Here is a 21716-nt window from a genome sequence, read left to right as displayed (position 1 = left end):
AGATAAATTTAGCGCTAAAATAAAAGTCCTGTTGTTAAGACAACAGGACTCCTTATAATGTTACAATATATAATCTCTTTTATACTGAAAAACTGGTGCCACAACCACAGGTACTTGCTGCATTAGGATTACTAAATGTAAAGCCTCTGGAGTTTAAGCCATCTTGCCAGTCAACCTGCATGCCCATTAAATACATTTGATGAGCTTTGTGCATAAAGACTTTTATCCCTTGAATAATAAATTCCTGATCGCCATCCTTTTTTTGATCAAAGCCCAGAACATAGTTCATTCCAGAGCAGCCTCCGCCTTCAACGCCTACACGTAAACCGAAATCTTCAGCTATTTCTTGCTGGTCTTTTAATTTAAGGAGTTCTTTTACAGCTGTTTCTGTAAAAGTTACAGGGGCAAAAGCGGTATCTACAGTATTACTCATATTATTTCGTATGCCGTTAAAAAATCTATTAATAGAGCAAATATAAATCAAAATGTACATTTTTGTTGGATTACCAATAATTATTACGGTATTCAAACAAAGTATGATGGACTTACAGAAATTTTTAACTGAGGCAGGTGTATTGGTTGTAGGAGGGGTAGCAACGGTTTCAGCCGGGTACTATCTGATAAAAGATGATATCAGGACTTATTTCAGCTTGAAATTTTCCGATCAAAAAAAGGAAAAAGACAGCCCATTGTTGTCTTTGAGATTACAGGCACACGAGCGTTTAATAGTTTTTGTTGAACGGATAAACCCGGCAAACCTTTTTATAAGGGTACATCAGCAAGGGATTTCATTGACCGAACTTCAGGCTATAGTTTTGAATGAGATCCGGTCGGAATACCAGCACAACATAACCCAGCAGTTGTATATCAGTACCGAAACATGGGATGTTGTAAAGAAGCTGAAAGACGATACTATTGCAATGGTTAATAATGGTGTGAAAAGTTTGCAAGGAGACGCAACTGGAGTAGATTTGAGCAGAAAAGTTTTACAACATATGGCAGCAGCAGAGCACAATCCATATGATTTGACATTGAATTTGATTAAAAAGGATATTCATCAGTTGTTTTAATTATGAGTGAGAAGAAATTTACCACTACGTCTGGTATTGAGATAAAAGAAGTATACACAAAAATAAATGGTCCGATAGAAGGACCGGGAGAATTTCCATATACAAGGGGAATTCAGAAAGATATGTACCGTGGCCGCTTATGGACCATGCGTCAGTATGCTGGCTTTTCTACCGCAGAAGAGTCGAATAAAAGGTACCATTATCTTTTGAAACAAGGGACGATGGGGCTTTCAGTTGCGTTCGATTTGCCTACCCAAATTGGTTATGACTCTGATCATGAGATGGCCGAAGGAGAGGTAGGGAAAGTTGGTGTAGCTATTGATTCTTTGAAGGATATCGAAATCTTATTTGATGGGATTGAATTGCAGAAAATTACAACTTCAATGACCATTAATGCAACAGCTTCTATTTTGCTGGCGATGTATATTGCACTTGCAAAAAAGCAAGGCGCAGATATCAGGCAAATTTCCGGGACTATTCAGAATGATATCTTAAAAGAGTATGCGGCCAGAGGGACTTATATTTATCCCCCTAAGTCTTCTATGCGTATCATTACCGATATATTTGAGTATTGCAGCAAGGAAGTGCCGAAATGGAATACCATTTCGATTTCAGGTTATCACATTAGGGAAGCAGGATCGACAGCAGTGCAGGAACTTGCCTTTACGCTATCCAACGGAAAGGCATACTTAAATGCTGCACTGGAAAAGGGGTTAGATATTAATGTCTTTGCGAAACGTTTGTCTTTCTTCTTCAATTGCCACAATAATTTCTTTGAAGAAATAGCGAAGTTCAGAGCTGCAAGGAGAATGTGGGCGAAAATCACAAAGGGTCTTGGTGCCACTGACGAAAAAGCACAAATGCTTCGTTTTCATACTCAAACAGGAGGCTCCACGCTAACCGCACAACAACCGCTAAACAATGTGATCAGGGTGACAAATCAGGCAATGGCAGCTGTGCTTGGTGGTACGCAGTCCTTACACACCAATGGTTATGATGAGGCGTTGTCGTTACCAACAGAAGCTGCTGCGAAAATCGCTTTGCGTACTCAGCAGGTTATCGCTTTTGAAAGTGGTGTGACAGAAACTGTGGATCCCCTGGCTGGTTCTTTCTTTGTTGAAAACCTTACTGATGAAATTGAAGCTGCTGCACAATTGTATATCGATAAAATTGATGCTATGGGCGGATCGGTTAATGCGATAGAAAACGGATACATACAGAATGAAATTGCGACTGCTGCCTATCACTACCAGGTGGAGGTGGAAGAAGCAAGCCGGATCATTGTTGGTGTGAATAAGTTTACCCAGGAAAAGGAGGGGATAAGTGATGTGTTTACGATCGACGAATCCATCAGGACTATTCAAACTGAAAAACTGGAGAAACTTAAAGCAGAAAGAAACAAGGAAGCTGTAGAAAAAGCGCTCAATAACCTTAGGGGTGCTGCTAAAGGTTCTGACAATTTAATGCCATTTATTCTTGCGGCAGTAGAGGAGTATGCTACCCTTGGTGAAATTGCTGACGTGTTGCGTAATGTTTTTGGAGAATATTAAATGTTATGTTAATAAATAGTTATCCACATAAAAAATTGAGGTTAACTAGGCTATGGTGTTGCTGTTTAAGTACTTGCCAAATAAATGAAAATTAAGTTTTTTTTGTTGATAATTTTTTGAATATTCGATATCTCGAACGGGCTCAATTTATACGCGCTTATCGTTACTGTAAACCAACAAAATATATTATGACAATGGAAAAAACTTGTACTGAAGTATGGAAAAACTGTCTCCAAATCATAAAAGATAATATTCCGACCCAAAGTTTCAAAACCTGGTTCGAACCAATATCTGCACTTAAATTGGAAGGCAAAGTTTTAACCATTCAGGTACCAAGTTTATTCTTCTATGAGTGGCTGGAAGAACATTATGTTGGGCTACTAAGAAAGACAGTGAAAAAGCAGTTGGGGGATGAGGGTAGATTGGAGTATAACATTGTGGTTGATAAATCTTCTAACAGCGGATCTCCTTATACGACAAATATGCCAAGTAACGGAAATGGGGCTGAAGCCAAAAAGCAATCTATGCCGATCCCGGTCTCGATAAACAAGGACATTAAGAATCCATTTATCATTCCCGGACTGAAAAAGTTGAATGTCGACCCACAGTTAAATGCCAATTATACATTTGAAAATTATATAGAGGGAGATTGTAATCGCCTGGCACGTTCTGCGGGCTACGCAGTGGCAGCAAAACCAGGAGGGACATCATTTAATCCTTTAATGATTTACGGAGGCGTAGGCTTAGGGAAAACGCATCTGGCTCAGGCTATTGGTAATGAGATCAAAAGAAATATGCCGGATAAACTGGTGATCTATGTTTCTTGTGAGAAGTTTTGCCAGCAGTTTGTTGATTCATTAAAAAACAATACGATAAATGATTTCGTTAATTTTTATCAGGCAATGGATGTGATCATTATGGATGATGTACATAACTTCGCCGGTAAGGAGAAAACACAAGATATATTCTTCCATATTTTTAACCACCTTCATCAATCGGGCAAGCAGGTGATTTTGTCGTCAGATAAAGCGCCAAAGGACCTGGCTGGTTTAGAAGAACGTTTATTGAGCAGATTTAAGTGGGGGCTCTCAGCGGATTTACAAGTGCCTGATCTGGAAACCAGAATTGCGATTCTTCGAAAGAAGATGTATGCCGATGGTATTGAACTGCCTGAAGAAGTAGTGGAGTATGTTGCTCATAATATAGACAATAATGTGAGAGAGCTGGAGGGGGCGATGGTGTCTTTACTTGCGCAATCTACATTAAACAAAAAAGACATAGATCTGGCCCTGGCCAAGCAAATGTTAAAGAACTTTATTAAAAATACTTCGAAAGAGATTTCGATGGAGTATATCCAAAAGCTGGTATGTGAGTATTTTGAAGTTCCGGTAGATATGGTGAAATCTCAGACCCGGAAAAGAGAAATTGTTCAGGCGCGCCAAATTTCTATGTACCTTTCAAAAAGTCATACCAAATCATCATTAAAAACTATAGGAGCCTTCTTTGGTGGCAGGGATCACTCGACTGTGATTTATGCTTGCCAAACAGTGGAAGATCTGATCGATACGGATAAGAAATTTAAAGGATACGTACATGATATCCAGAAGAAATTAAAAATGAGCTAGTATAGTCATTTTACAAAAAAACGCTGAGTGATCACTCAGCGTTTTTTTGTAAATATACTTTGATCAATGAGCTTCTAGTTTCATTAATCCATAGAATAAAGCCGCACAATGTAGTGCCTGGTCTATTTTATTGTCTGCAAGTAGCTGTTTCACTTCTGAAATGGTATACTCCTCAACATTTAAGATCTCATGTTCATCTAAATGTTGTTTATGTGTTTTTATACCGCCCTTTAGCAGGTAAGTATAAGTGACATTGGTGGATGTTGCAGGATTAGGATAAAGGGTCGCGATGAGTTCTGCACTTTCAAAAGAATAGCCTGTTTCTTCCAGCAGTTCTCTTCTGATGGCAAACTCAGGTGATTCGTCACCATCCATTACACCTCCAGGGACTTCCAGAGAAATAATATCTGCTGCATGCCGGTACTGGCGAACCAGAATCATCTTGTTATCCTGAGTAAGTGCTATTGCGTTTACCCAATTCGGATATTCTAATACATAGTAATCGTCCTTTATTGTATCGTCTTGAAGTTTGCAGGTGTCTACCCTAAGTGTTGCCCATTTTTCTTTCACCAGGTATCTGGATGAAAGTTTTTCCCATTTTAATATTTCCATATGCAATTCAAATTACCAGCTACCGCTGCTTCCACCGCCACCAAAACTTCCACCGCCAAAGCCTCCGAAGCCGCCACCGCCGCCGCTGCTTCCTCCACCCCAGCCACCGCCGCCAGAACCTCTTCCGCCGCCAAGTAACATACTCCAGAAAAGTGCATCAGCTACACCGCGACCGCCAATTACCTGACTGCCGCCACCTCCGCCACCACCTTTTTTAAGTAGGATGATAACAACAACGATGATAATAATAATGACAACAATACCAGATCCTCCGCTGCCACGTTTACTGACTTTAGGCTTGTCATTTTTATATTCGCCTTTACTAAGTGCAATAATCGCATTTGTTCCGGCATCTAAGCCCTTGTAGTAATCGCCGGCTTTAAAGTAGGGTTTGATGTCGTTGTCAATGATTCTTCTGGTGTACATATCAGGTAACACACCTTCAACACCATATCCGGTTTGGATAGAGATCTTTCTGTCTCCTAGCGCAACCACGATCATTACGCCGTTGTCTTTGCCTTTTGTGCCTACACCCCATGCTCTGCCCAGTTGCATTGCATAATCGTTGATGTCGTATTCACCAACAGATTTCAATATGGCTATAGCAATTTGTATGGATGTAGAATCGTCAAAAGCGACTAGTTTTTGTTCCAATTGCTGGATTTGATCAGCAGAAAGTGTTCCGGTATAATCATTAACTAGTTTGCCTGGCTTCGCGGGAAAGTCCTGGGCAAAACCTGCAATAGAATAAACGACCAATAATAAGGCTATGATTGTTCTTTTCATCGCCTAATTGTTTTTGTGTTGATCCATAAAAACGATGTCATTTGGCAGTTCGTTGATGTCATCTCCTTCAAAAGGAAAGTATAAAGCCAGTTTTTCGCCAGCGAGGACAACGCCTGCCACAATTCCCTGTGCAATATTTCCTCCGGCAAAATGAGCTTTCATAGCTATTTGTGTGGTTTGCCAGAAGTCCGGAGGGACTACCTTGTTGATGCCGCTATCACCAATTATTGCAAATTTATGGTCTTCGTAAGCCAGATAAATGAGCACGCCATTGTGCTTCGTGGTCTTATCCATACCCAGTTTCGAAAAATAAGTGGTAGCTCTTTCCAAAGCATCACCACTACAATGTTTTTCTACTGCTATTCTAATCTCGCCAGAGGTTGCTTTTTCGGCTTCTGAAATCGCATTTGCAATTAGTTCCTGGTCTTGTTCTGTAAATATGCCCATGATAGGATCACTTAATATGAATAAGGGTAATGAATGTTTTGATAAATAAACACACATTACCCTTAAAAGTTATTATAGTATATTAGAATTCTACTTTCGGAGCTTTTTCTGCTCCTGCTTCGGCTTTAAAGCCTGCTTTTTGTTTAAAGCCAAACATACCTGCCGTAAGATTGGTAGGGAATGACCTTACTTTTGTATTGTAAGTTTGTACCGCCTCATTGAAGTCCTTACGTGCAACAGCAATTCTGTTTTCCGTTCCGGCAAGTTCTGCAGAGACATCTCTGAACTGCTCAGTAGCTTTCAGTTGAGGGTAGTTTTCTGTAACCATTAACAAGCGGCTCAAGGCCTGGCTAACCTGGCCTTGTGCAGCCTGGAATTTCTCAATGTTTTCTGGTGTTAATTTATCTGGATCAATAGTAACCTGAGTGGCTTTTGCACGGGCTTCTGTGACCTGGGTTAATGTGCTTTGCTCAAATTTTGCAGCACCTTTAACTGTATTTACTAAATTAGGAATCAGATCTGAACGACGCTGATACTGTGTTTCTACCTGGTTCCATTTTGATTTTACATTTTCATCTAAACTTACCATAGAGTTGTAGCCACATCCACTCATGGTAACCATAAGCGTCAAGGCACCTACTATTGTCAATAATGCTTTTTTCATTTTCATTTGTTTTAATTTTTAACGGTAGTGAAGCTGGTTTTAACAGGCTTCATGTGTTTTTAGTTTTTTATGGGTTATGATACCCAATTCGTAATATGTGTTAATTTACACATTAGAACTCAATTTTCGTTCCTTTGTTACATACTTAGCGTGAAAACCTGACAATTTTTAAGTCAAAATATACTTGAGCTGCCGGGAATTCTGTTTGCAGGTCGGTTATCCCAATTCCAGATAAAACCCTGTAACTGCTTTAAAAATAGATATAAAACGAATAAAGCCCTATAAAACTTTTTAACTTATATCAAGAACAGTAATTTTTTAGATACGATTTGATTAGCTTTTGAAATGTTAAAATACTGACAATTTTGACATCGCGTTTATGCCAAAATAAGCCAAGGTTTGGGAAAAGCTATGTGATTCATAAACCGTGATGGCCTTTAAACAGGAAGAGATACTCATTTTTCCAGATACCTGGTTTTTCATGTATATTCTTATAATCTGTATCTTTGCCTACGTTCAGGATAAAAACCTGACAAGTTTTATGCAGAAAGAAATCGAAATTACCATGGCTCCGGAAGACATGGAGTCTGTAACTATCCTGAAGGAAAACCTTTCCTACGCTTTGAAGGTGGATGTTGTACGGATTAAAGACTACCAAATTCTGAAACGCTCTATTGATGCCAGATCCAGAAAAGTGATTTATCGCTTGCAGGTAAGGGTATTTATCGATGAGACACCGGTGCCTGAAGTTTTCAATGTAGAATATCAAAATGTTAGGGATGCCAAACCTATAATTATTGTTGGGGCTGGTCCTGCAGGATTATTCGCAGCCTTGCAATGTATTGAGAATGGACTTAAGCCTATTGTTTTAGAAAGAGGTAAGGACGTAAAGCAACGCAGACGAGATCTCGCTGCTATTAATAAGGAGGGAATAGTAAATACAGAATCCAATTATTGCTACGGAGAGGGAGGAGCAGGAACTTATTCAGATGGGAAGCTTTACACCAGGTCCAATAAACGGGGTGATATAAATAAAGTACTGCAAGCTTTTGTTCAGCACGGTGCAACAGAAGATATTCTAATTGATGCACGTCCGCATATTGGTACCAATAAGTTGCCACATATTATCACAGCAATTAGAGAAACCATACTAAATGCAGGTGGTGAAGTTTATTTTGATCAGAAAGTAACCGATATACTCATCGATTTTGGGAAAATAAAAGGTGTAGAGATTAATAACGATCATAAGTTGTACGCTGATGCGGTTATTCTGGCGACAGGCCATTCTGCACGCGATATTTATGAGTTGTTGCATCATAAGGGGATTTTGGTTGAAGCAAAGCCTTTTGCATTGGGGGTTAGGATCGAACATCCGCAGGCTATTATTGACGCTGCACAGTACCATTGTGATGTCAGGAGTGAATTTCTGCCGCCAGCTTATTATAGTTTGGTAGAGCAGGTAGGTAATAGGGGGGTGTTTTCTTTCTGTATGTGTCCGGGCGGGATTATTGCGCCTTGTGCTACTTATCAGAATGAGATCGTGGTAAATGGTTGGTCCCCTTCAAAAAGAAACAATCCATTTGCAAATTCGGGGACTGTAGTTCAAATTACCTTAGAAGATGTAAAGGGCGACGACCCTTTAAGGATGATGCATTTTCAGGCTGAAATAGAACAAAGAGCTTTTCGATTGGGAGGAGGGGATCTGGTAGCTCCAGGGCAGCGTATGGTCGACTTTGTTGAGGGCAGAGTTTCTATAGATCTACCAAAAAATTCTTATCTGCCTGGTACCAGGAGTGTAATGCTTAAAGATACATTGCCTGATTTTGTAGCATCAAGTTTAAAGAATGCTTTACCTGTGTTTGGAAGAAAGATGAAAGGTTACTATACAAATGAAGCGATTTTAGTAGGTGTGGAAAGCCGAAGCTCATCTCCGGTCCGAATTCCCAGAGATCGTGAAACGTTTCAGCATCCCCAGGTTGCAGGTTTGTACCCTTGCGCCGAAGGTGCGGGTTATGCGGGCGGTATCGTGTCAGCTGCTATTGATGGTGTTAATTGTGCTAATGCAGTTTTAAAGACTTATTAGGAAAAACAGATTTAGTTTATTCTTGTTGGTTGTGTATAGAAGGAATTAAGCTGATAAAAAGTAAATTATATATTGATGAAAAAGACATTAATTATTGGTGCTAGTCCAAATCCTGAACGCTATGCATATCGTGCAGCGCACATGCTTACGAGTAAAGGACATGATATTGTTAATGTGGGCATAAAGAATGGATCTGTTGCTGGTGTTGAAATTGAAAAACCCGGCATTGTTCATTCTGATATTGATACAGTGACCTTATATATAGGTACGCATTTGCAATCGCAGTATTATGACTATATATTAGAAACTAAACCTAAGCGTGTAGTTTTTAATCCTGGGACTGAAAATGCAGAGCTTGAAAATCTATTGGTAGCTAATGGAATTGAACCTGTAGAAGCTTGTACATTGGTATTGTTGTCTACTGGTCAATATTAGAATTATGGCTGGACTTAATCCAGCCATAATTTATTCTTTCTTTAGCACCTACTCTCAACAAGTTCCATTTAACCTGCTCTATTTTTTTACAGGCTTGATGATGATCGCCTGACCATTCTTCTTCAGCAATTGTGTTTTTAAGATGGTTGCTGAATTTACTTTCATTTTTCTGATGGCTATTTTTGTGTCTGTAGTCAATGAAGCATCATCTGCGTAAACTGTTGCTTCATACTGTTTGTTTTTAGTTAAAAAGTCAAGTGGTAATGAAAAACTCCTTGTTTCATCGGTTAAAGATCCCAGATACCAGTTTTCTCCTTTTCTGCGGGCTATAGTAGCATATTCACCAATTTTACCTTCCAGTACTCTGGTGTCGTCCCACACAGTCGGTAGGTCATCATAAAAACTAAGGTCCGGGATTTCTTCAATAATGGAAGCCGCTGAACCAGCCCCGCCTTTTTTTATTGGGGAGCCAACTGGGCGATCATACCAATATACAAATTGCCATGGACTGTATAGACAAATCGATTTAGCCATTTGTGAAGCATGAGAACCCATTGTATTGACACGCGGAGCAAAATAACAATTGGTTAAGTCAGCGGCTCCAGCAATCATGCGTGTAAATAAGGTAATCAGGGCTTGCTGGTTTTCCGGACTCTCCTCATCACCACGTACGCCTTCTTGAGTTAACAAATTTGGATAAGTTCTGGAATAGCCGGTGGGGCGATATTCATCATGAATATCTAGCATCAATTGGTGGCCAGCGGCTTTTCTAATTGCTTCATGTAACCACGTGGTACTTCTTTGAGAACCCACATCTACGAAACCATACTTTAAACCCTTCACTCCCCAGGATTTAAACAAAGGAAGAATGGTGTCCAGCTCTTTTGACAGTGCTCTTTGATTCACATAAAGGATTATCCCAATACCTTTAGTCTTACCATAATTAATGATTTCCTGTAAGTCCAAAGGTCCTGGTGATCTTGATGGGTCTACATTTACAGCTAAGGCACTTGAAGCATTGTCGTACTCATGACCATACCAGCCAGCATCAAACTCTACATATTGTAAATTGTGTTTGGCGGCAAAATCGATACATGCCTTGCCGCCAACCGTAGTTAGGGTTACCTCACGAAGCACTTTTCCCGGTTTTATCCATGAGGCATCTTTGATGGCGCTGGGACTATTTAAGTTTAAAATAAAATAATTGTTTTCCAGTAATTTGCCCGCCGATTCTGCAATCATAACATAACGCCAAGGTGTAGAAAAGTTGGTGTCAAATATGACCTTACCATCTAAAGATGCTGTTAGCAATAGGCTATCTTTTGGAGAGCGGTTAAATTTCATTCGGGCGTAATCTACCAAAGCTGCTTCACCTAGGGCGACAAAGTGTTGTTGATTTACTTCAATGACGTAAGGCCGCTCGGTCCCATTTGCAGTTTTGCTAATACTGCCTTTGGTATAAGTAGATTGGGCTCCACGGGCAATCCAAGACGTGTAATCCTTAGTGAATTTAAAGCCGGTTAGTTCGCGGGTAATCGTTATTCTTTTACTTGTTTTAAAATCGTATTTGAAAGCTACCCCTTCATTGTAAACTCTACAGGTGATAGCGAATGAACGAAATGGAGCCTTGCTCTCCTTTAACTGGATGTTTACATCTTTATAGTTATTTAAATATGCAGCCCTTTCACCATAAACAGGCTTCCATTTTTCATTTACAACATTTTGTTTTACGGAAACAATATTCAGGTGTTCAGATAAAGGGCTTTCATTTTCGAATTCAAGACCTAGTGGCGAAGCCTCAATAATGGTATTCCCCTGATATAAAACAGCGTAATTTAAAATAGATTTATTGTTTAAAGTTGTATTTATGATAAGGCTTATTTTCTTATCAGGACTCAAAATCTCAACGTCTTTTGCCTGTAAAAATGAGGTTAGGCCTATGAGGAGCAATGTGGAAAGCAATTTATACATACTTGTTGTTCTTATGTGAAAGTTTTCGATGATCGACTTATTGTATGTTATCATTATTTTTATTTATTCATTTCATACGAATCCGTTTCACGTAGTAATCCAATTTTATGAAATGGAATAGGCTTAAAACCAGGAAGAACTTTAAATATATCAGATGATACGTTCAGTTCAAAATTCATATCTTCATAATTTACAAAACCAGGGTCTTTATCGGCAATATAATTTATGCCGAAATAAGACCATTCTGCTGCGCCATTATGAATCATCTTTACGTTTACAAAGACGTTGTTTTCAATCAAATTTCCTTTAGGTAATGCAGGAGAGTCTTCAAAGTAGCGAGCAATTTTTGGATAAGCTGCAGCATAGGGTGGAAGCTTGTAATTTACAGCTTTAAGCCTTTTTTCGAATATTCCATCTTTTACGAGGTTACCCTTTGCCCAGTTTTGTTGTCTGTTGTCCAAATGAAAGGCGATATCAGCGTTAATAAAAATGTTATTCCTATAAACATTATCATGTCCTCCGCCGATTAAAACACTCTTCGAACCAGCTTTATAAAAAACATTACCTGTCACTTCCATACCGCATGCACCATCATCATGATAAACAGATACAATTAAGCCATGATCATTACCAATATGATGAAAGAAATTATGCTTTACTATATTTCCAAGTTCACTAGGGTCCCGGCCATAATAAATTGCTCCCATATCATCACCATCAGTTACGGCATGATGAATATTGTTTAACTCAATTAGGTGGTCATTTCCATGAAGTAAAATGGCGCTACCCGGGCAATTGTATATTTCGCAGTTCCTGATGATATTACCTACGCCATCGATGTTTACTCCAGCTTTATAAGATCGGTCGAGTCTATTAAAGTTATTAATTTGACAGTTCTCCACTATATTCTTCCCTTTTTTCAAGGTTAGTCTGTCGCCTCCACTTAAATTTATACCACCAGCTCCAATGTTATAAATGTGACAACCGGAAATTACATGATCTGTTCCGGCTTCTCTATTGAAAGTAGGGTTGTCGTATAAATGATTTGAAATGCTTCCCAAAATCCTAGATGCAGGCTTGCCCGATCCAGCATGTTGCAAAGGATTTAATGGTTGAACTCCCTTACCAAGGCTGACGGCCACCAGGCCAAGGTTGCGGAATATGCAATTCTCAATGCGGTTTCCCTGACCTTGTTCAATATAAATTCCCATGCCCCTTGCACATTCGAATGTAATGTTCCTGAATTGAATGTAAGACCCATTTTCTATCGTAACCAATGGGGTTTCCAAAACAGATAGTTCAATACTGGTTAAACTTTCTGATGGTGGTAAAAAATAAAGCATACCACTGTTCCGATCAATGAAGTATTCTCCAGGTTGGTCAATTTCTTCAAGTAGATTATAGGCATACCAACTCTGAAATTTTTTGCCACCTTGAAAACCATAAAGAGTTTCTTGAACCGTGGTGATGATCTTTTTATCCAAATCAAGGTTGGCTATTTTTACGGCATCATCAGCATAACCATAATGGAAAAACCCAGAGATCCAAATATCTTTGGCATTTGCCCATCTTTCTGGTCGTTTTGTGTCAAAAGTGAATTTGCCGCCACGTTGTGAATAGTCTCCGTTTCTGGGTACTGATCCCGGATCGATTACTTTTCCTATTCGTATCAGACTATCATTTGGCCAGCGCGACAGTTTCATCTCATTGTAATTACAAAACAATTCCATTGGGGCAGGCTGATAAGGGCGGCTAAATCCTCTGGGACTTAGAACTCCATAGTTGTGAATGTTCAGCGATTTTAAGTTAATCTGAAGTATTTTTTCCTTTACTGTCGGAATCAATCGCGATAAAACTTCCTTGTCCTTTACTTTTACTGCCTTTTCTACAGGAATAGAAATGCCCCCCTTAATACTAACTTTCTCATTAGGGTAGGCACTATAAATAATAGGAAGATTTTCGCGCCCTGAATCACTGTTATTTAATTCAAAAGTATTTTTTAAAGTATAATTGCCTTCTCGTAAAAAAACAGTTATAGTATCTTTCTGGCCTGATGTTAATCGTGTTCTAACCAAATCACGAGCCTTTTCAAGCGTAGCCAAGGGCTTATTAATTGTGCCTGGGTTTGAATCTCTTCCATGCGATGACACATAAAATGTCATGTGCTTCTGTGTAAAAGCAGGAATCGACAAAAGCTGAAAGAGCAAAACAAAAAAGTATTTTATATTCATTTAATTCGTGATTTCAAAAAATAATCATTTCCCTGAATCTCTCTAATATTTAAGATGAGGGATAACTAAGGTATGTTTAAAACTAAGACAGCTTTAATAGAGAGCTTCATTAATTGATCATTGTTTATGCATCTTGTTATTCTGAATTTATCTCAGAATAACAAGATGCATAAGAAAAGAATAGGCTTAATTCAATATGAAATATTAATTATAGCCTGGATTTTGTCCCATGTCTGCGCCAGTATTGGCTTGTTTTACAGAATTTGGGATTGGCATTTTGTTCACATGGTTATCAAGTGTATATCCGTTTGATTTAATAAAACCATTGTATTTATTAAGGTACTCCGCTAATTTACCCATCCTCATCAAAGTATTGAGTCTGAATTCTTCCTGATAAAGCTCTCTGGCCCGCTCGTCCAAAATAAGGTCAAGTGTTACATCTCCTGCGTCAACTGGCGTAGCGTTAGCTCTTCGCCTGATGACATTAATGTCATCAGCTGCACTGGTTAAATTGCCTTTTAAAAAATTTGCTTCTGCCCTTAACAGGTAAGTTTCTGCCAACCTCATAATATACCAGTCTTTATACGTTCGACCATTGTCATGCCATTGTTTACTCAGTGCATCTTGGAATTTACGATAATGAACTGCAGACACGGCTTTTTTAAATTGCGGTGAACATTCAACCTTGAAAGTTGTAGGCGTTGCTATATTAGCTGCGGTAATTGCTTGTCCATAAAAAGCACTGGAAGGATTAGTGTAATACCAGGTTCTTTGGATATTGAATGCTGAATTACGAATATCTTTGTTCCAATCGTCTTTATATCTCCATATCAAAGAATCAGCATATTTTGAAGCAATCAATGCGCCAACTGGTCTTCCAATGAGGGTGTCAATTAAAAAATTTGATACACCATTCTTATCTTTAACATTATTGGGATTAGGGCCCCACCATCTTTCCATCGTAAAAAAACCACCGGACGCATTTACATCTGTGTTGTTCCCTCCAATAATATTAGGGTCTTGTTCTATATTCCAGATAGCTTCTTTGTTGCCTTGTGACCAATTAAAATTTCCGTCCTGAAACAAATCAAAATATACATCCCCATAAGGTTTAGCTGCTCCCTGATACGTAGGGTTTCTAGATGTGAAATTTATAAATGCGCCGAAACGGTTGGTCATTAATCTGTTATTAGGACCGGTAATAACTGAATCGGCAGCACTAATGGCACCTTGGTAATCTTTCATGGCAATATTTATCTCGCTTAACAAGTGAAAAGCGGCTTCTCTAGGCGCTCTTCCTCCTTGTTGTGTATTAATTCGTGGCATCCATTGTGTAGCGAATTGAAGATCACTTTTACAAAATTGGTATATGGAGTCTTGGGAACTTCTTTTATAATCAAATTTCGGTACTTTGGTCTCGTTTGCTACCAATGGTACTGCGCCCCACATATTAGCTAAAAATCGATAGCAGAATGCGCGTAAAAATTTGGCTTCGCCAACAATAGCATTTTTTTCTGCCTCAGATGTCCATACTGCTGCTGGCTGATTGGCTCTGTCTATAATTGTATTGGCTCGTGAAATCATACCATAAAGATTGCCCCACCATTTGTTGGCAAATCCATTATCTGCATTTAATGTGTTCCAATTGAAGTAAGAAACATAGGTAACCCCACTTCTGTTGTCGGCCAGATCTACATCTATACCTAACATATCATAATTTGAAAAAGCATCAGTAGTTGCATAAAAATTAGTTCGTATGTTAAGGTATATGTGAGCCAGGGCAGACTGGAACTGGGCTTTATTCGTATAAGCATTTTCCGGACTGTAAAAATCCAAAGGGACTTCCGTCAATGCTTTTTTACAGGAAACTATTCCAAGTGTTGAAAGGAGTAGTAATAAATATATTTTATTTTTCATTGCGTTCAGTTTAGAAATTAAATGATAAACCAGTCATAAATGTCCGGATTGAGGGGATAGACGAATCGGTTAGGCCACTATTTGTTTCTGGATCCATTCCTATCCAATCAGGTGCATAGGTGAATAGGTTGTCTGCGCTAAAGGAGAGCGTCATTCCTTGAATACCATAACGTTTCACTAGTTTTGTCAGGTTGTAGCTAATTGACATTTTTTGCAGTTTAATAAAACTCCGGTCAAAATATTTTACACCCTTATAAGCTGCAACGGAATAGTTTGGACGTGGAAACATAGCGCCTGGATTCTCTGGTGTCCAATAGTCATATATAGCGTGGTTTATAGCTCCTGAATTGGCGTACCCGTCATTATAAGGTGTGTTGCTCCCAGATTGATAATAGCCATGTCCACCCCATATTGAATACAAATAAACCATTAATGAAAGATCTTTATATTGGAAAGTATTGGTAAAACTCCAACGGAAGTTCGGATTTGAATTACCTAAAAAGATCCTGTCTTTATCGGAGGTAATTTTACCATCACCATCAACATCAAGCAATTTATAAGAACCAGGTATCATTCCTTTCATAATCGTTCCTTGATCAGCATCAGCTTGCTGCCACATACCTGTTACCTGGTATCCATATATGGTACCAAGAGATTTTCCGATAAAATATCCTTGCGAAATCAGGTCCTTTTCTACTCCTGTTGCATCTTTTCCATAAATGGTGACAATTTTATTTCTGTTCAAAGAGAAAGCAATGTCCGATCTCCACTGGAATGCTGATCTATCAATATTTATAGTGCTCAAATTCAGCTCAACACCTTTATTACCAACCTTTCCGAGGTTTGTACTGATACTGCCAAAACCGGAAGTACTAGGCAATGCAAGTGGAAATATAAGGTTGTGAGTATATTTAGAATACCAATCAATTGATCCGTTTATCCTATTTTTAAGAACTGAAAAGTCTAAACCTAAATTTACACCAATGGTAGATTCCCACTTTAAGTCGGAATTACCTAAATTCCCCACATATTGAGTAGGGACATAGGAACTACTACCTTCGTAAAAATACCTGCCTGTCAACATTTTTCCTAACGTTCCATAAGGTGAAATGGATTGATTTCCATTGCTGCCATATGATGCACGTAATGACATTCTATCAATTGCTCCAATATGTTGCATGAATTTTTCATTGGAAATATTCCAGTTTACACCAACTGAAGGGAATGTGCCGTATTTATGATTTTCACTGAAGGCAGAAAATCCATCTTGTCTAATTGTACCTGTAATTGTATAGGTGTTGTTATATCCGTAAGTAACACGAGCCATTCGTCCTAAAGCCGACGTTTTTGTCCCACTGGTACCTACGGTTTGGATCTTTCCTTTTCCTAACCCGAAGACGCCCAATGAAGGATCGTCGAAACCTTCTCCATGGGCATTCATGCCTATTGTAGTGTAATCCTCGGTAGAATAAAGCGCTGTTAAGTCAATACTGTGTTTCCCGAAGGTTTTATTGTATTTGAGTAGGTGATCAAGTAAGGTGGTATAGTTTCTTGAATATGCTTCATCGCCTGAACCCTGTTTTGCCGAACCAGAAACTGTCTTTAATCCATAGAAAGACCCTGTTTCATTAAAGTTAAGTGTATTTGAATAGGTCAAATTATAGGATAAGCCTTTAACCCATGGAACTTTTATAAGTGCCGTAAGAATACCATTCAGGTTGTTTTGTCTATTGTAGGCATCATTAGGAATTTGCCAGTACGGACTGTTAAAGGAAGTTGTACTTTGAGGGAACTGTAAATAAGCCCCGGCAGCATCGTAAATAGACGCGTAAGGACTGAAACCATAAGTGCCAGAACCTAATCCACTAGCTCCGTAAATAGTTGCCCCAGGATAACTTTTGAGACTGTAGTAACTTTTTACTCCAACTTTGAACCAACTGGTTAAATCTGTTTCCAGATTAACTCTTCCTGAATAATGCTTGTAAACATCATTTACTATTACACCTTTTTGATCAATTATATTTCCAGAAATATAATATTGCGTTTTATCTGTCCGATTAGAAATACTTAATGTAGCATTTAAGGTTTTTCCCGTTTGACGGAACAAACTATAAGGGTCAACCAATGTTGGTTTATGATCTGGGGTAGCATTATAATTTTTTTGTTCTTCATTTTGTAGGTAGATAGCCACTTTAGCCGGATCGTGTTCAAGACCGTTTGCCTGCCTGATATCTAATAATCGTTGAATATAACCAGGACCGTCATACACTGCCAGATGTTCCAGCTCATTGCTGATCCCCTGGGTGATATTTACATCGAATTTAGGCTTTCCATTTATTCCGCTGCCTTTTTTTGTTTCAATTAAAATAACCCCATTGGCCGACCTTGAACCATAAACAGCCGCGGCACTAGCATCCTTTAGTACTGTAAAACTTTCTATGTCTGCTGCGGGGATATCATTTAGGGTCCCCCTAAAAATAGCCCCGTCAACAACTATTAATGGGGAGCTTCCGGCATTTATTGAATTTTGTCCACGAATAGAAATAGATGCTAACTGCCCGGCTGTATTGGTAGAACCTACATTTAATCCTGGTACTGTGCCCTTAACCGATTCTAAAATATTGTTTACAGCAACATGTTCATAGGTTTTTAGATTTGCAGTTGATATTGCACCGGTAATGTCTTTTCTGCTTTGTGTTCCATATCCAACTACAACAACTTCTTCTAGTCCACTTGTAGAAGCAATCAAGGTAATAGTCATTTCAGAACCTGAGCTGGCTGTTACCTCCTTAGCGATATAGCCAAGATAGGTAATAACTAAAATTGAACCGCTATTTACGTTTCTAATTTTGAACCTCCCATCTTCATCACTTATTGTCCCTTGTTTCTCTCCTTTTACTTTTACTGTAGCTCCTGGAATAGGCTTGCCGTCTTCACCAACAATCCTACCTGAAATATCCATGGCTATTTCAGTAACAGAAAGCGGAGACCAGCCAGAGCTGAGCTTTTTTTTAACAATGATGGAATTACTCTTTATAGCGAAAGTGAGCTGCTGATTTTCGAATATTTTATTTAATGCAGTTAAGAAATCTTCATTTCTAATCTGGATGCTCACTGTCTTAGCATCTTTTAGCATACTCTCGGTTACTAAGAAATCATAACCAGTTTGCAATCGGATCTTTTCGAAGATTCTGGTCAGAGGAGCATTTTTTTCATGCAGCGATATTTTTTGTGCAAAAGTGCTCGCACTCAATTGTAAAATCGCTGTGGTTAATAATAAAATGGTCAGTTTCATAACCAATAACAGTTTAGTTACGCATCTAGGTAGAGTGCATAGGTTTGGTTCCCAAATTTTGTACATTTGTTTAGTTTGGTTTAAGCGTTAGCCTGTTCATTGTCGAAGATGCCCGGCATTACGCAGTTAAAGATTAATTGTTAAATTATTCAGATATTCCAGACATGGCCAGGACTTCGATTCGCGTCGGTTCCTGGCTTTTTTGGATTATTGAAAGATAGTAAGCATTACTTCATAACAGTAATCCTCCTTCCTTCAATTTTAAAGTGAACCGCATCAGTAATTTCCAGGATTTCCAGTATCTGGTTTATATTTTTTGTCATAGAAATGGTCCCGCTGAATTTTTCCTGAGATATTGGTCCTTTAAACTCAACGTTCACATCGTACCATCTTGATACTTTTTTCATGATAGTTTCAATATCTTCCTTATGAAATTTAAAATAACCGTTTTTCCAGGCCATAACTTCTTCTATATCCGCTTCGGAGATAGAGATGATTTCGTTTTTTTCAATTCTGGCTTGTTGGCCGGGTTTAAGTATGGATTGGTTTTTTAGATTGGATACCCTTACACTACCTTCAAGTAATGTAGTTTCCCAATTGTTGTCATCTTTATAACTATTTACGTTAAAGTGAGTGCCCAGGACCTCAATGACTTGGCTGCCACTTATTACCCTGAAAGGCATTTTTTTATTAGATGATACTTCAAAATATGCTTCTCCACTTAGCTCTACTTTTCGTTCCTTACCTTTAAAGTCTACCGGGTATTTTAAGGTCGAAGCCGAATTTAACCAAACTACGGTTCCGTCGGGCAGACTGATTTGGTATTTTCCCCCTTTTGGAGTTTCTATCATATTAAATTTGTTCGCATTTAATTTAACTGAGGAATTTGTAATATTATATTCTAGTCGTCCATTTGCTGTTTTAGTAATTCGTACTGCCCCTTGATTGGCTATTTTGCCTGTATCAGTATCATCCAAAGTAACCTTCGTGCCATCAGCCAATGTAAGCATAGCTCTGTTTCCCCCAGGAACGATAGTCTGTTTGATGAGTTTGGTCGTTTGCTGAGGTAGTTCATTTTTATGATAAATAAAGAAGAAACTTGCTGAAAAGAGAATTAGGACAGTTGCCGCAATTGAAAGCCACTTTATGTATGGCCGATCTGAAGAATCTTTAAATACTCTTCTCGATGGCTTTTCTGAATTGTAAATCGCCTGAAGTATGGCATCTTTTTTTTGGGGATCAATATCTGAAAGTTCTTTGGGCATCTCATATGCTTTAAAGAGCAGTTCCTTAGCCAAAGTTTCATGCTCAGGTAAGGCTATCAATTGAGCCATTTCTCTGAGTTCTTCAGCAGTGGCTTTTTTATCTATGGAAAGGGCTATTAAATATTCTAATCTCGGTACATTCATACAAAAAACAGCTTCTAAAGATGCAGACAAGCGGAATCTTATTGGCGTAAAACAGTTAGACAATAATAAGGCGTGTTTGGGGGGGGAGGTTTAAAAATATTTTGCAGAGAAGTATAAAACAATAATTAATGGAAGGTCTTTTAACCGAACCATACAAAAGGCACGTATGCTTTTCATGGCTTGATCCAGATTCCATTTTATAGTTTCGGCTGAAACATTTAACGCTGATGCCGCTTCTTCACGTTTCATGCCTTGTTCCTTGATCAATTTATAGGTGAGTTTTTGTTTTGGAGACAGTCGTTCAATAGCCTGGTTTAGTATTTTGTTAAATTCGTTTTCTTCCGCCAGATAGTCGGTTTCCCTGTAATAAATGGATATAGACTCTCTTGTAATATTTAAGAGTTTTTTTCTTTCACTTTGAGCATGTTTAATAGAATTAAAGGTCAGATTTTTTGCTATAGTGTACAGCCATCCACCAAAATTATCCAGATAAGGAAGTGTGGTTCTGTTCACCCAGACTTTTAAAAAAGTATCTTGAAGAATTTCCTCTGCTACCCATTCATCTCCGGTAATTCTTAATGCGGTGGTATAAATGTTTGGTCTATATCTGTTAAATAACAAACTAAATGAGTGTTCATCTCCCTCCGCTACTTTCGTAAGCAAAGACAACTCATTTTTTGTATCCGTCACCTTCATTTCAATAACTTATTTGGTTGTGTTTTGTTGGGCTATGGTGCTCTGAACAAATCTGTATATAATTTTATGAAAAACCTTGCAATTAGAAAAATAAAAAAAGTGGAAAGACTTCTGTCTAGTTGGTAACTGAATAGTTGTTATGCCAGGAAGTTTATATTAAGTGTTATTGAAAAATCTAGCAGCCTATCACCATGATGGTCATCATGGTGATAGGCTGCTAGATTATGTTTGGTATAAGGTGTTCTTTGCATAGTATAAGTTTGTTAATCATCTGGGCTTATGGTTAGTTGGGCTTTTAGTAGGGGCAAAACCCAAGTAAGGCGCAGTTAAGTATAAGTTAATTTCCAGCTGAACATTGGTATGAACAATTTTTCTCTTTAATAGGGGGTTTTAAACGGCTATATCAATGCTGTTTGTTTTCGATTTCGTTTCCACTATGTAGTATATATATACTACGCGATAATCCTGAGCTCGCTATACACCCGGAAAATAGTAGTCCGGGCCTCTTAAGCCGGATGTAAGCTGCTTTCTGATTTCAGCCCGCGTCACCGATGCTGAGTTTCTATAGTTGATATTAACTGCCTGCTGGTTCTTCATGTATTCTCCAGACATGCTTGACCCTAAGCCGACAGACGGGTACCTTTTTGTGAAGGATGTGTGCAGAACATGTGAACCATGTGAGAAAGTTGGCCTGAAAACAAGAGGTCGGTATGGTCTTTTCCGGCGGAAGTTGAGTCATCGTGTCGTGGCATTGTGGCCTGGTATGCATTGGCAGATCATTCGGACCTCAGTGGTGCCTGAGGCCTACCTCGTATGTGTTTACACCTATGAGGTACCTATGATGTACCTAGAAGGTACCTGGAATCTACCTGCTTGTTCCAAACCGTACCCAGACAGGATCGGGCCGCTGACCAGGGGGTGCTGG

At 38.7% G+C, this 21716-nt stretch carries 17 protein-coding genes; 5 read left to right on the top strand and 12 right to left on the bottom strand.

Features of this window, described 5'->3' with window-relative positions; translation table 11 throughout:
• Positions 1-79 precede the first annotated feature (79 nt).
• Positions 80-433, bottom strand: a complete 354-nt coding sequence (locus R2Q84_RS16530) for an iron-sulfur cluster assembly accessory protein (protein WP_316817688.1) — start codon at positions 431-433, stop codon at positions 80-82.
• A 52-nt stretch (positions 434-485) separates the two neighbouring features.
• Between R2Q84_RS16530 and R2Q84_RS16525 the strand changes: the two genes are divergently transcribed.
• From R2Q84_RS16525 to dnaA, 3 genes are all read left to right on the top strand, one after another.
• Entirely contained in the window at positions 486-1070 is a 585-nt protein-coding gene (locus tag R2Q84_RS16525) for a hypothetical protein (RefSeq protein WP_316817687.1), read from the top strand.
• A gap of 2 nt (positions 1071-1072) precedes the next feature.
• Entirely contained in the window at positions 1073-2620 is a 1548-nt protein-coding gene (locus tag R2Q84_RS16520; protein ID WP_316817686.1) for a methylmalonyl-CoA mutase, read from the top strand.
• Between the two features lie 194 nt (positions 2621-2814).
• On the top strand, positions 2815-4245 hold the full coding sequence (dnaA, locus tag R2Q84_RS16515) for a chromosomal replication initiator protein DnaA (RefSeq protein ID WP_316817685.1): 1431 nt from the start codon (positions 2815-2817) through the stop codon (positions 4243-4245).
• Positions 4246-4308: 63 nt separating this feature from the next.
• Here dnaA and R2Q84_RS16510 read toward each other — a convergent pair whose 3' ends face one another.
• The 4 genes from R2Q84_RS16510 to R2Q84_RS16495 form a co-directional block, all read right to left on the bottom strand.
• A complete protein-coding gene (locus R2Q84_RS16510; RefSeq protein ID WP_316817684.1) occupies positions 4309-4857 on the bottom strand; it encodes an NUDIX hydrolase in 549 nt (182 codons plus the stop codon).
• Between the two features lie 12 nt (positions 4858-4869).
• Positions 4870-5643 (bottom strand): TPM domain-containing protein, encoded by a 774-nt coding sequence (locus R2Q84_RS16505; RefSeq protein WP_316817683.1) that lies wholly within the window; start codon positions 5641-5643, stop codon positions 4870-4872.
• A 3-nt stretch (positions 5644-5646) separates the two neighbouring features.
• Positions 5647-6090, bottom strand: coding sequence for a TPM domain-containing protein (locus tag R2Q84_RS16500; protein WP_316817682.1), 444 nt, complete (start codon positions 6088-6090; stop codon positions 5647-5649).
• Between the two features lie 82 nt (positions 6091-6172).
• A complete protein-coding gene (locus tag R2Q84_RS16495; RefSeq protein ID WP_316817680.1) occupies positions 6173-6754 on the bottom strand; it encodes a LemA family protein in 582 nt (193 codons plus the stop codon).
• A 541-nt stretch (positions 6755-7295) separates the two neighbouring features.
• Here R2Q84_RS16495 and R2Q84_RS16490 point away from each other — a divergent pair.
• Positions 7296-8837, top strand: coding sequence for an NAD(P)/FAD-dependent oxidoreductase (locus tag R2Q84_RS16490; protein WP_316818024.1), 1542 nt, complete (start codon positions 7296-7298; stop codon positions 8835-8837).
• Between the two features lie 75 nt (positions 8838-8912).
• A complete protein-coding gene (locus R2Q84_RS16485) occupies positions 8913-9272 on the top strand; it encodes a CoA-binding protein (RefSeq protein WP_316817679.1) in 360 nt (119 codons plus the stop codon).
• Positions 9273-9350: 78 nt separating this feature from the next.
• Here R2Q84_RS16485 and R2Q84_RS16480 read toward each other — a convergent pair whose 3' ends face one another.
• The 7 genes from R2Q84_RS16480 to R2Q84_RS16450 all read right to left on the bottom strand — a co-directional run bounded on the left by R2Q84_RS16480 (position 9351) and on the right by R2Q84_RS16450 (position 21403).
• The gene (locus tag R2Q84_RS16480; RefSeq protein WP_316817678.1) at positions 9351-11297 is read right to left on the bottom strand and encodes a glycoside hydrolase family 97 protein; all 1947 of its coding nucleotides are present in this window, start codon (positions 11295-11297) and stop codon (positions 9351-9353) included.
• Between the two features lie 5 nt (positions 11298-11302).
• Entirely contained in the window at positions 11303-13405 is a 2103-nt protein-coding gene (locus R2Q84_RS16475) for a right-handed parallel beta-helix repeat-containing protein (protein WP_316817677.1), read from the bottom strand.
• A gap of 273 nt (positions 13406-13678) precedes the next feature.
• On the bottom strand, positions 13679-15391 hold the full coding sequence (locus tag R2Q84_RS16470; RefSeq protein ID WP_316817676.1) for a RagB/SusD family nutrient uptake outer membrane protein: 1713 nt from the start codon (positions 15389-15391) through the stop codon (positions 13679-13681).
• Between the two features lie 10 nt (positions 15392-15401).
• Positions 15402-18686, bottom strand: coding sequence for a TonB-dependent receptor (locus R2Q84_RS16465; protein ID WP_316817675.1), 3285 nt, complete (start codon positions 18684-18686; stop codon positions 15402-15404).
• A gap of 227 nt (positions 18687-18913) precedes the next feature.
• Positions 18914-20095, bottom strand: coding sequence for a FecR family protein (locus R2Q84_RS16460; protein ID WP_316817674.1), 1182 nt, complete (start codon positions 20093-20095; stop codon positions 18914-18916).
• Between the two features lie 90 nt (positions 20096-20185).
• The gene (locus R2Q84_RS16455) at positions 20186-20791 is read right to left on the bottom strand and encodes an RNA polymerase sigma factor (protein WP_316817673.1); all 606 of its coding nucleotides are present in this window, start codon (positions 20789-20791) and stop codon (positions 20186-20188) included.
• A gap of 474 nt (positions 20792-21265) precedes the next feature.
• The gene (locus R2Q84_RS16450) at positions 21266-21403 is read right to left on the bottom strand and encodes a hypothetical protein (protein ID WP_316817672.1); all 138 of its coding nucleotides are present in this window, start codon (positions 21401-21403) and stop codon (positions 21266-21268) included.
• Positions 21404-21716 lie beyond the last annotated feature (313 nt).

The organism is Pedobacter nyackensis, assembly GCF_032678475.1.
GTDB classification, from domain to species: Bacteria; Bacteroidota; Bacteroidia; order Sphingobacteriales; family Sphingobacteriaceae; genus Pedobacter; species Pedobacter nyackensis_A.
Note: the sequence above shows the minus strand (reverse complement) of the source record. Positions and strands in the feature narration are given on the sequence as shown.

Bases quoted from the DNA above. Each gene is read 5' to 3' on its own strand.
- R2Q84_RS16530 (WP_316817688.1), bottom strand. From the start codon at position 433: ATGAGTAATACTGTAGATACCGCTTTTGCCCCTGTAACTTTTACAGAA.
- R2Q84_RS16500 (WP_316817682.1), bottom strand. From the start codon at position 6,090: ATGGGCATATTTACAGAACAAGACCAGGAACTAATTGCAAATGCGATT.
- R2Q84_RS16455 (WP_316817673.1), bottom strand. From the start codon at position 20,791: ATGAAGGTGACGGATACAAAAAATGAGTTGTCTTTGCTTACGAAAGTA.
- R2Q84_RS16525 (WP_316817687.1), top strand. From the start codon at position 486: ATGTACATTTTTGTTGGATTACCAATAATTATTACGGTATTCAAACAA.
- R2Q84_RS16450 (WP_316817672.1), bottom strand. From the start codon at position 21,403: ATGTCTGGAGAATACATGAAGAACCAGCAGGCAGTTAATATCAACTAT.
- R2Q84_RS16505 (WP_316817683.1), bottom strand. From the start codon at position 5,643: ATGAAAAGAACAATCATAGCCTTATTATTGGTCGTTTATTCTATTGCA.
- R2Q84_RS16480 (WP_316817678.1), bottom strand. From the start codon at position 11,297: ATGATAACATACAATAAGTCGATCATCGAAAACTTTCACATAAGAACA.
- R2Q84_RS16460 (WP_316817674.1), bottom strand. From the start codon at position 20,095: ATGAATGTACCGAGATTAGAATATTTAATAGCCCTTTCCATAGATAAA.
- R2Q84_RS16485 (WP_316817679.1), top strand. From the start codon at position 8,913: ATGAAAAAGACATTAATTATTGGTGCTAGTCCAAATCCTGAACGCTAT.
- R2Q84_RS16520 (WP_316817686.1), top strand. From the start codon at position 1,073: ATGAGTGAGAAGAAATTTACCACTACGTCTGGTATTGAGATAAAAGAA.
- R2Q84_RS16475 (WP_316817677.1), bottom strand. From the start codon at position 13,405: ATGACATTTTATGTGTCATCGCATGGAAGAGATTCAAACCCAGGCACA.
- R2Q84_RS16470 (WP_316817676.1), bottom strand. From the start codon at position 15,391: ATGAAAAATAAAATATATTTATTACTACTCCTTTCAACACTTGGAATA.
- R2Q84_RS16495 (WP_316817680.1), bottom strand. From the start codon at position 6,754: ATGAAAAAAGCATTATTGACAATAGTAGGTGCCTTGACGCTTATGGTT.
- R2Q84_RS16465 (WP_316817675.1), bottom strand. From the start codon at position 18,686: ATGAAACTGACCATTTTATTATTAACCACAGCGATTTTACAATTGAGT.
- R2Q84_RS16510 (WP_316817684.1), bottom strand. From the start codon at position 4,857: ATGGAAATATTAAAATGGGAAAAACTTTCATCCAGATACCTGGTGAAA.
- dnaA (WP_316817685.1), top strand. From the start codon at position 2,815: ATGGAAAAAACTTGTACTGAAGTATGGAAAAACTGTCTCCAAATCATA.
- R2Q84_RS16490 (WP_316818024.1), top strand. From the start codon at position 7,296: ATGCAGAAAGAAATCGAAATTACCATGGCTCCGGAAGACATGGAGTCT.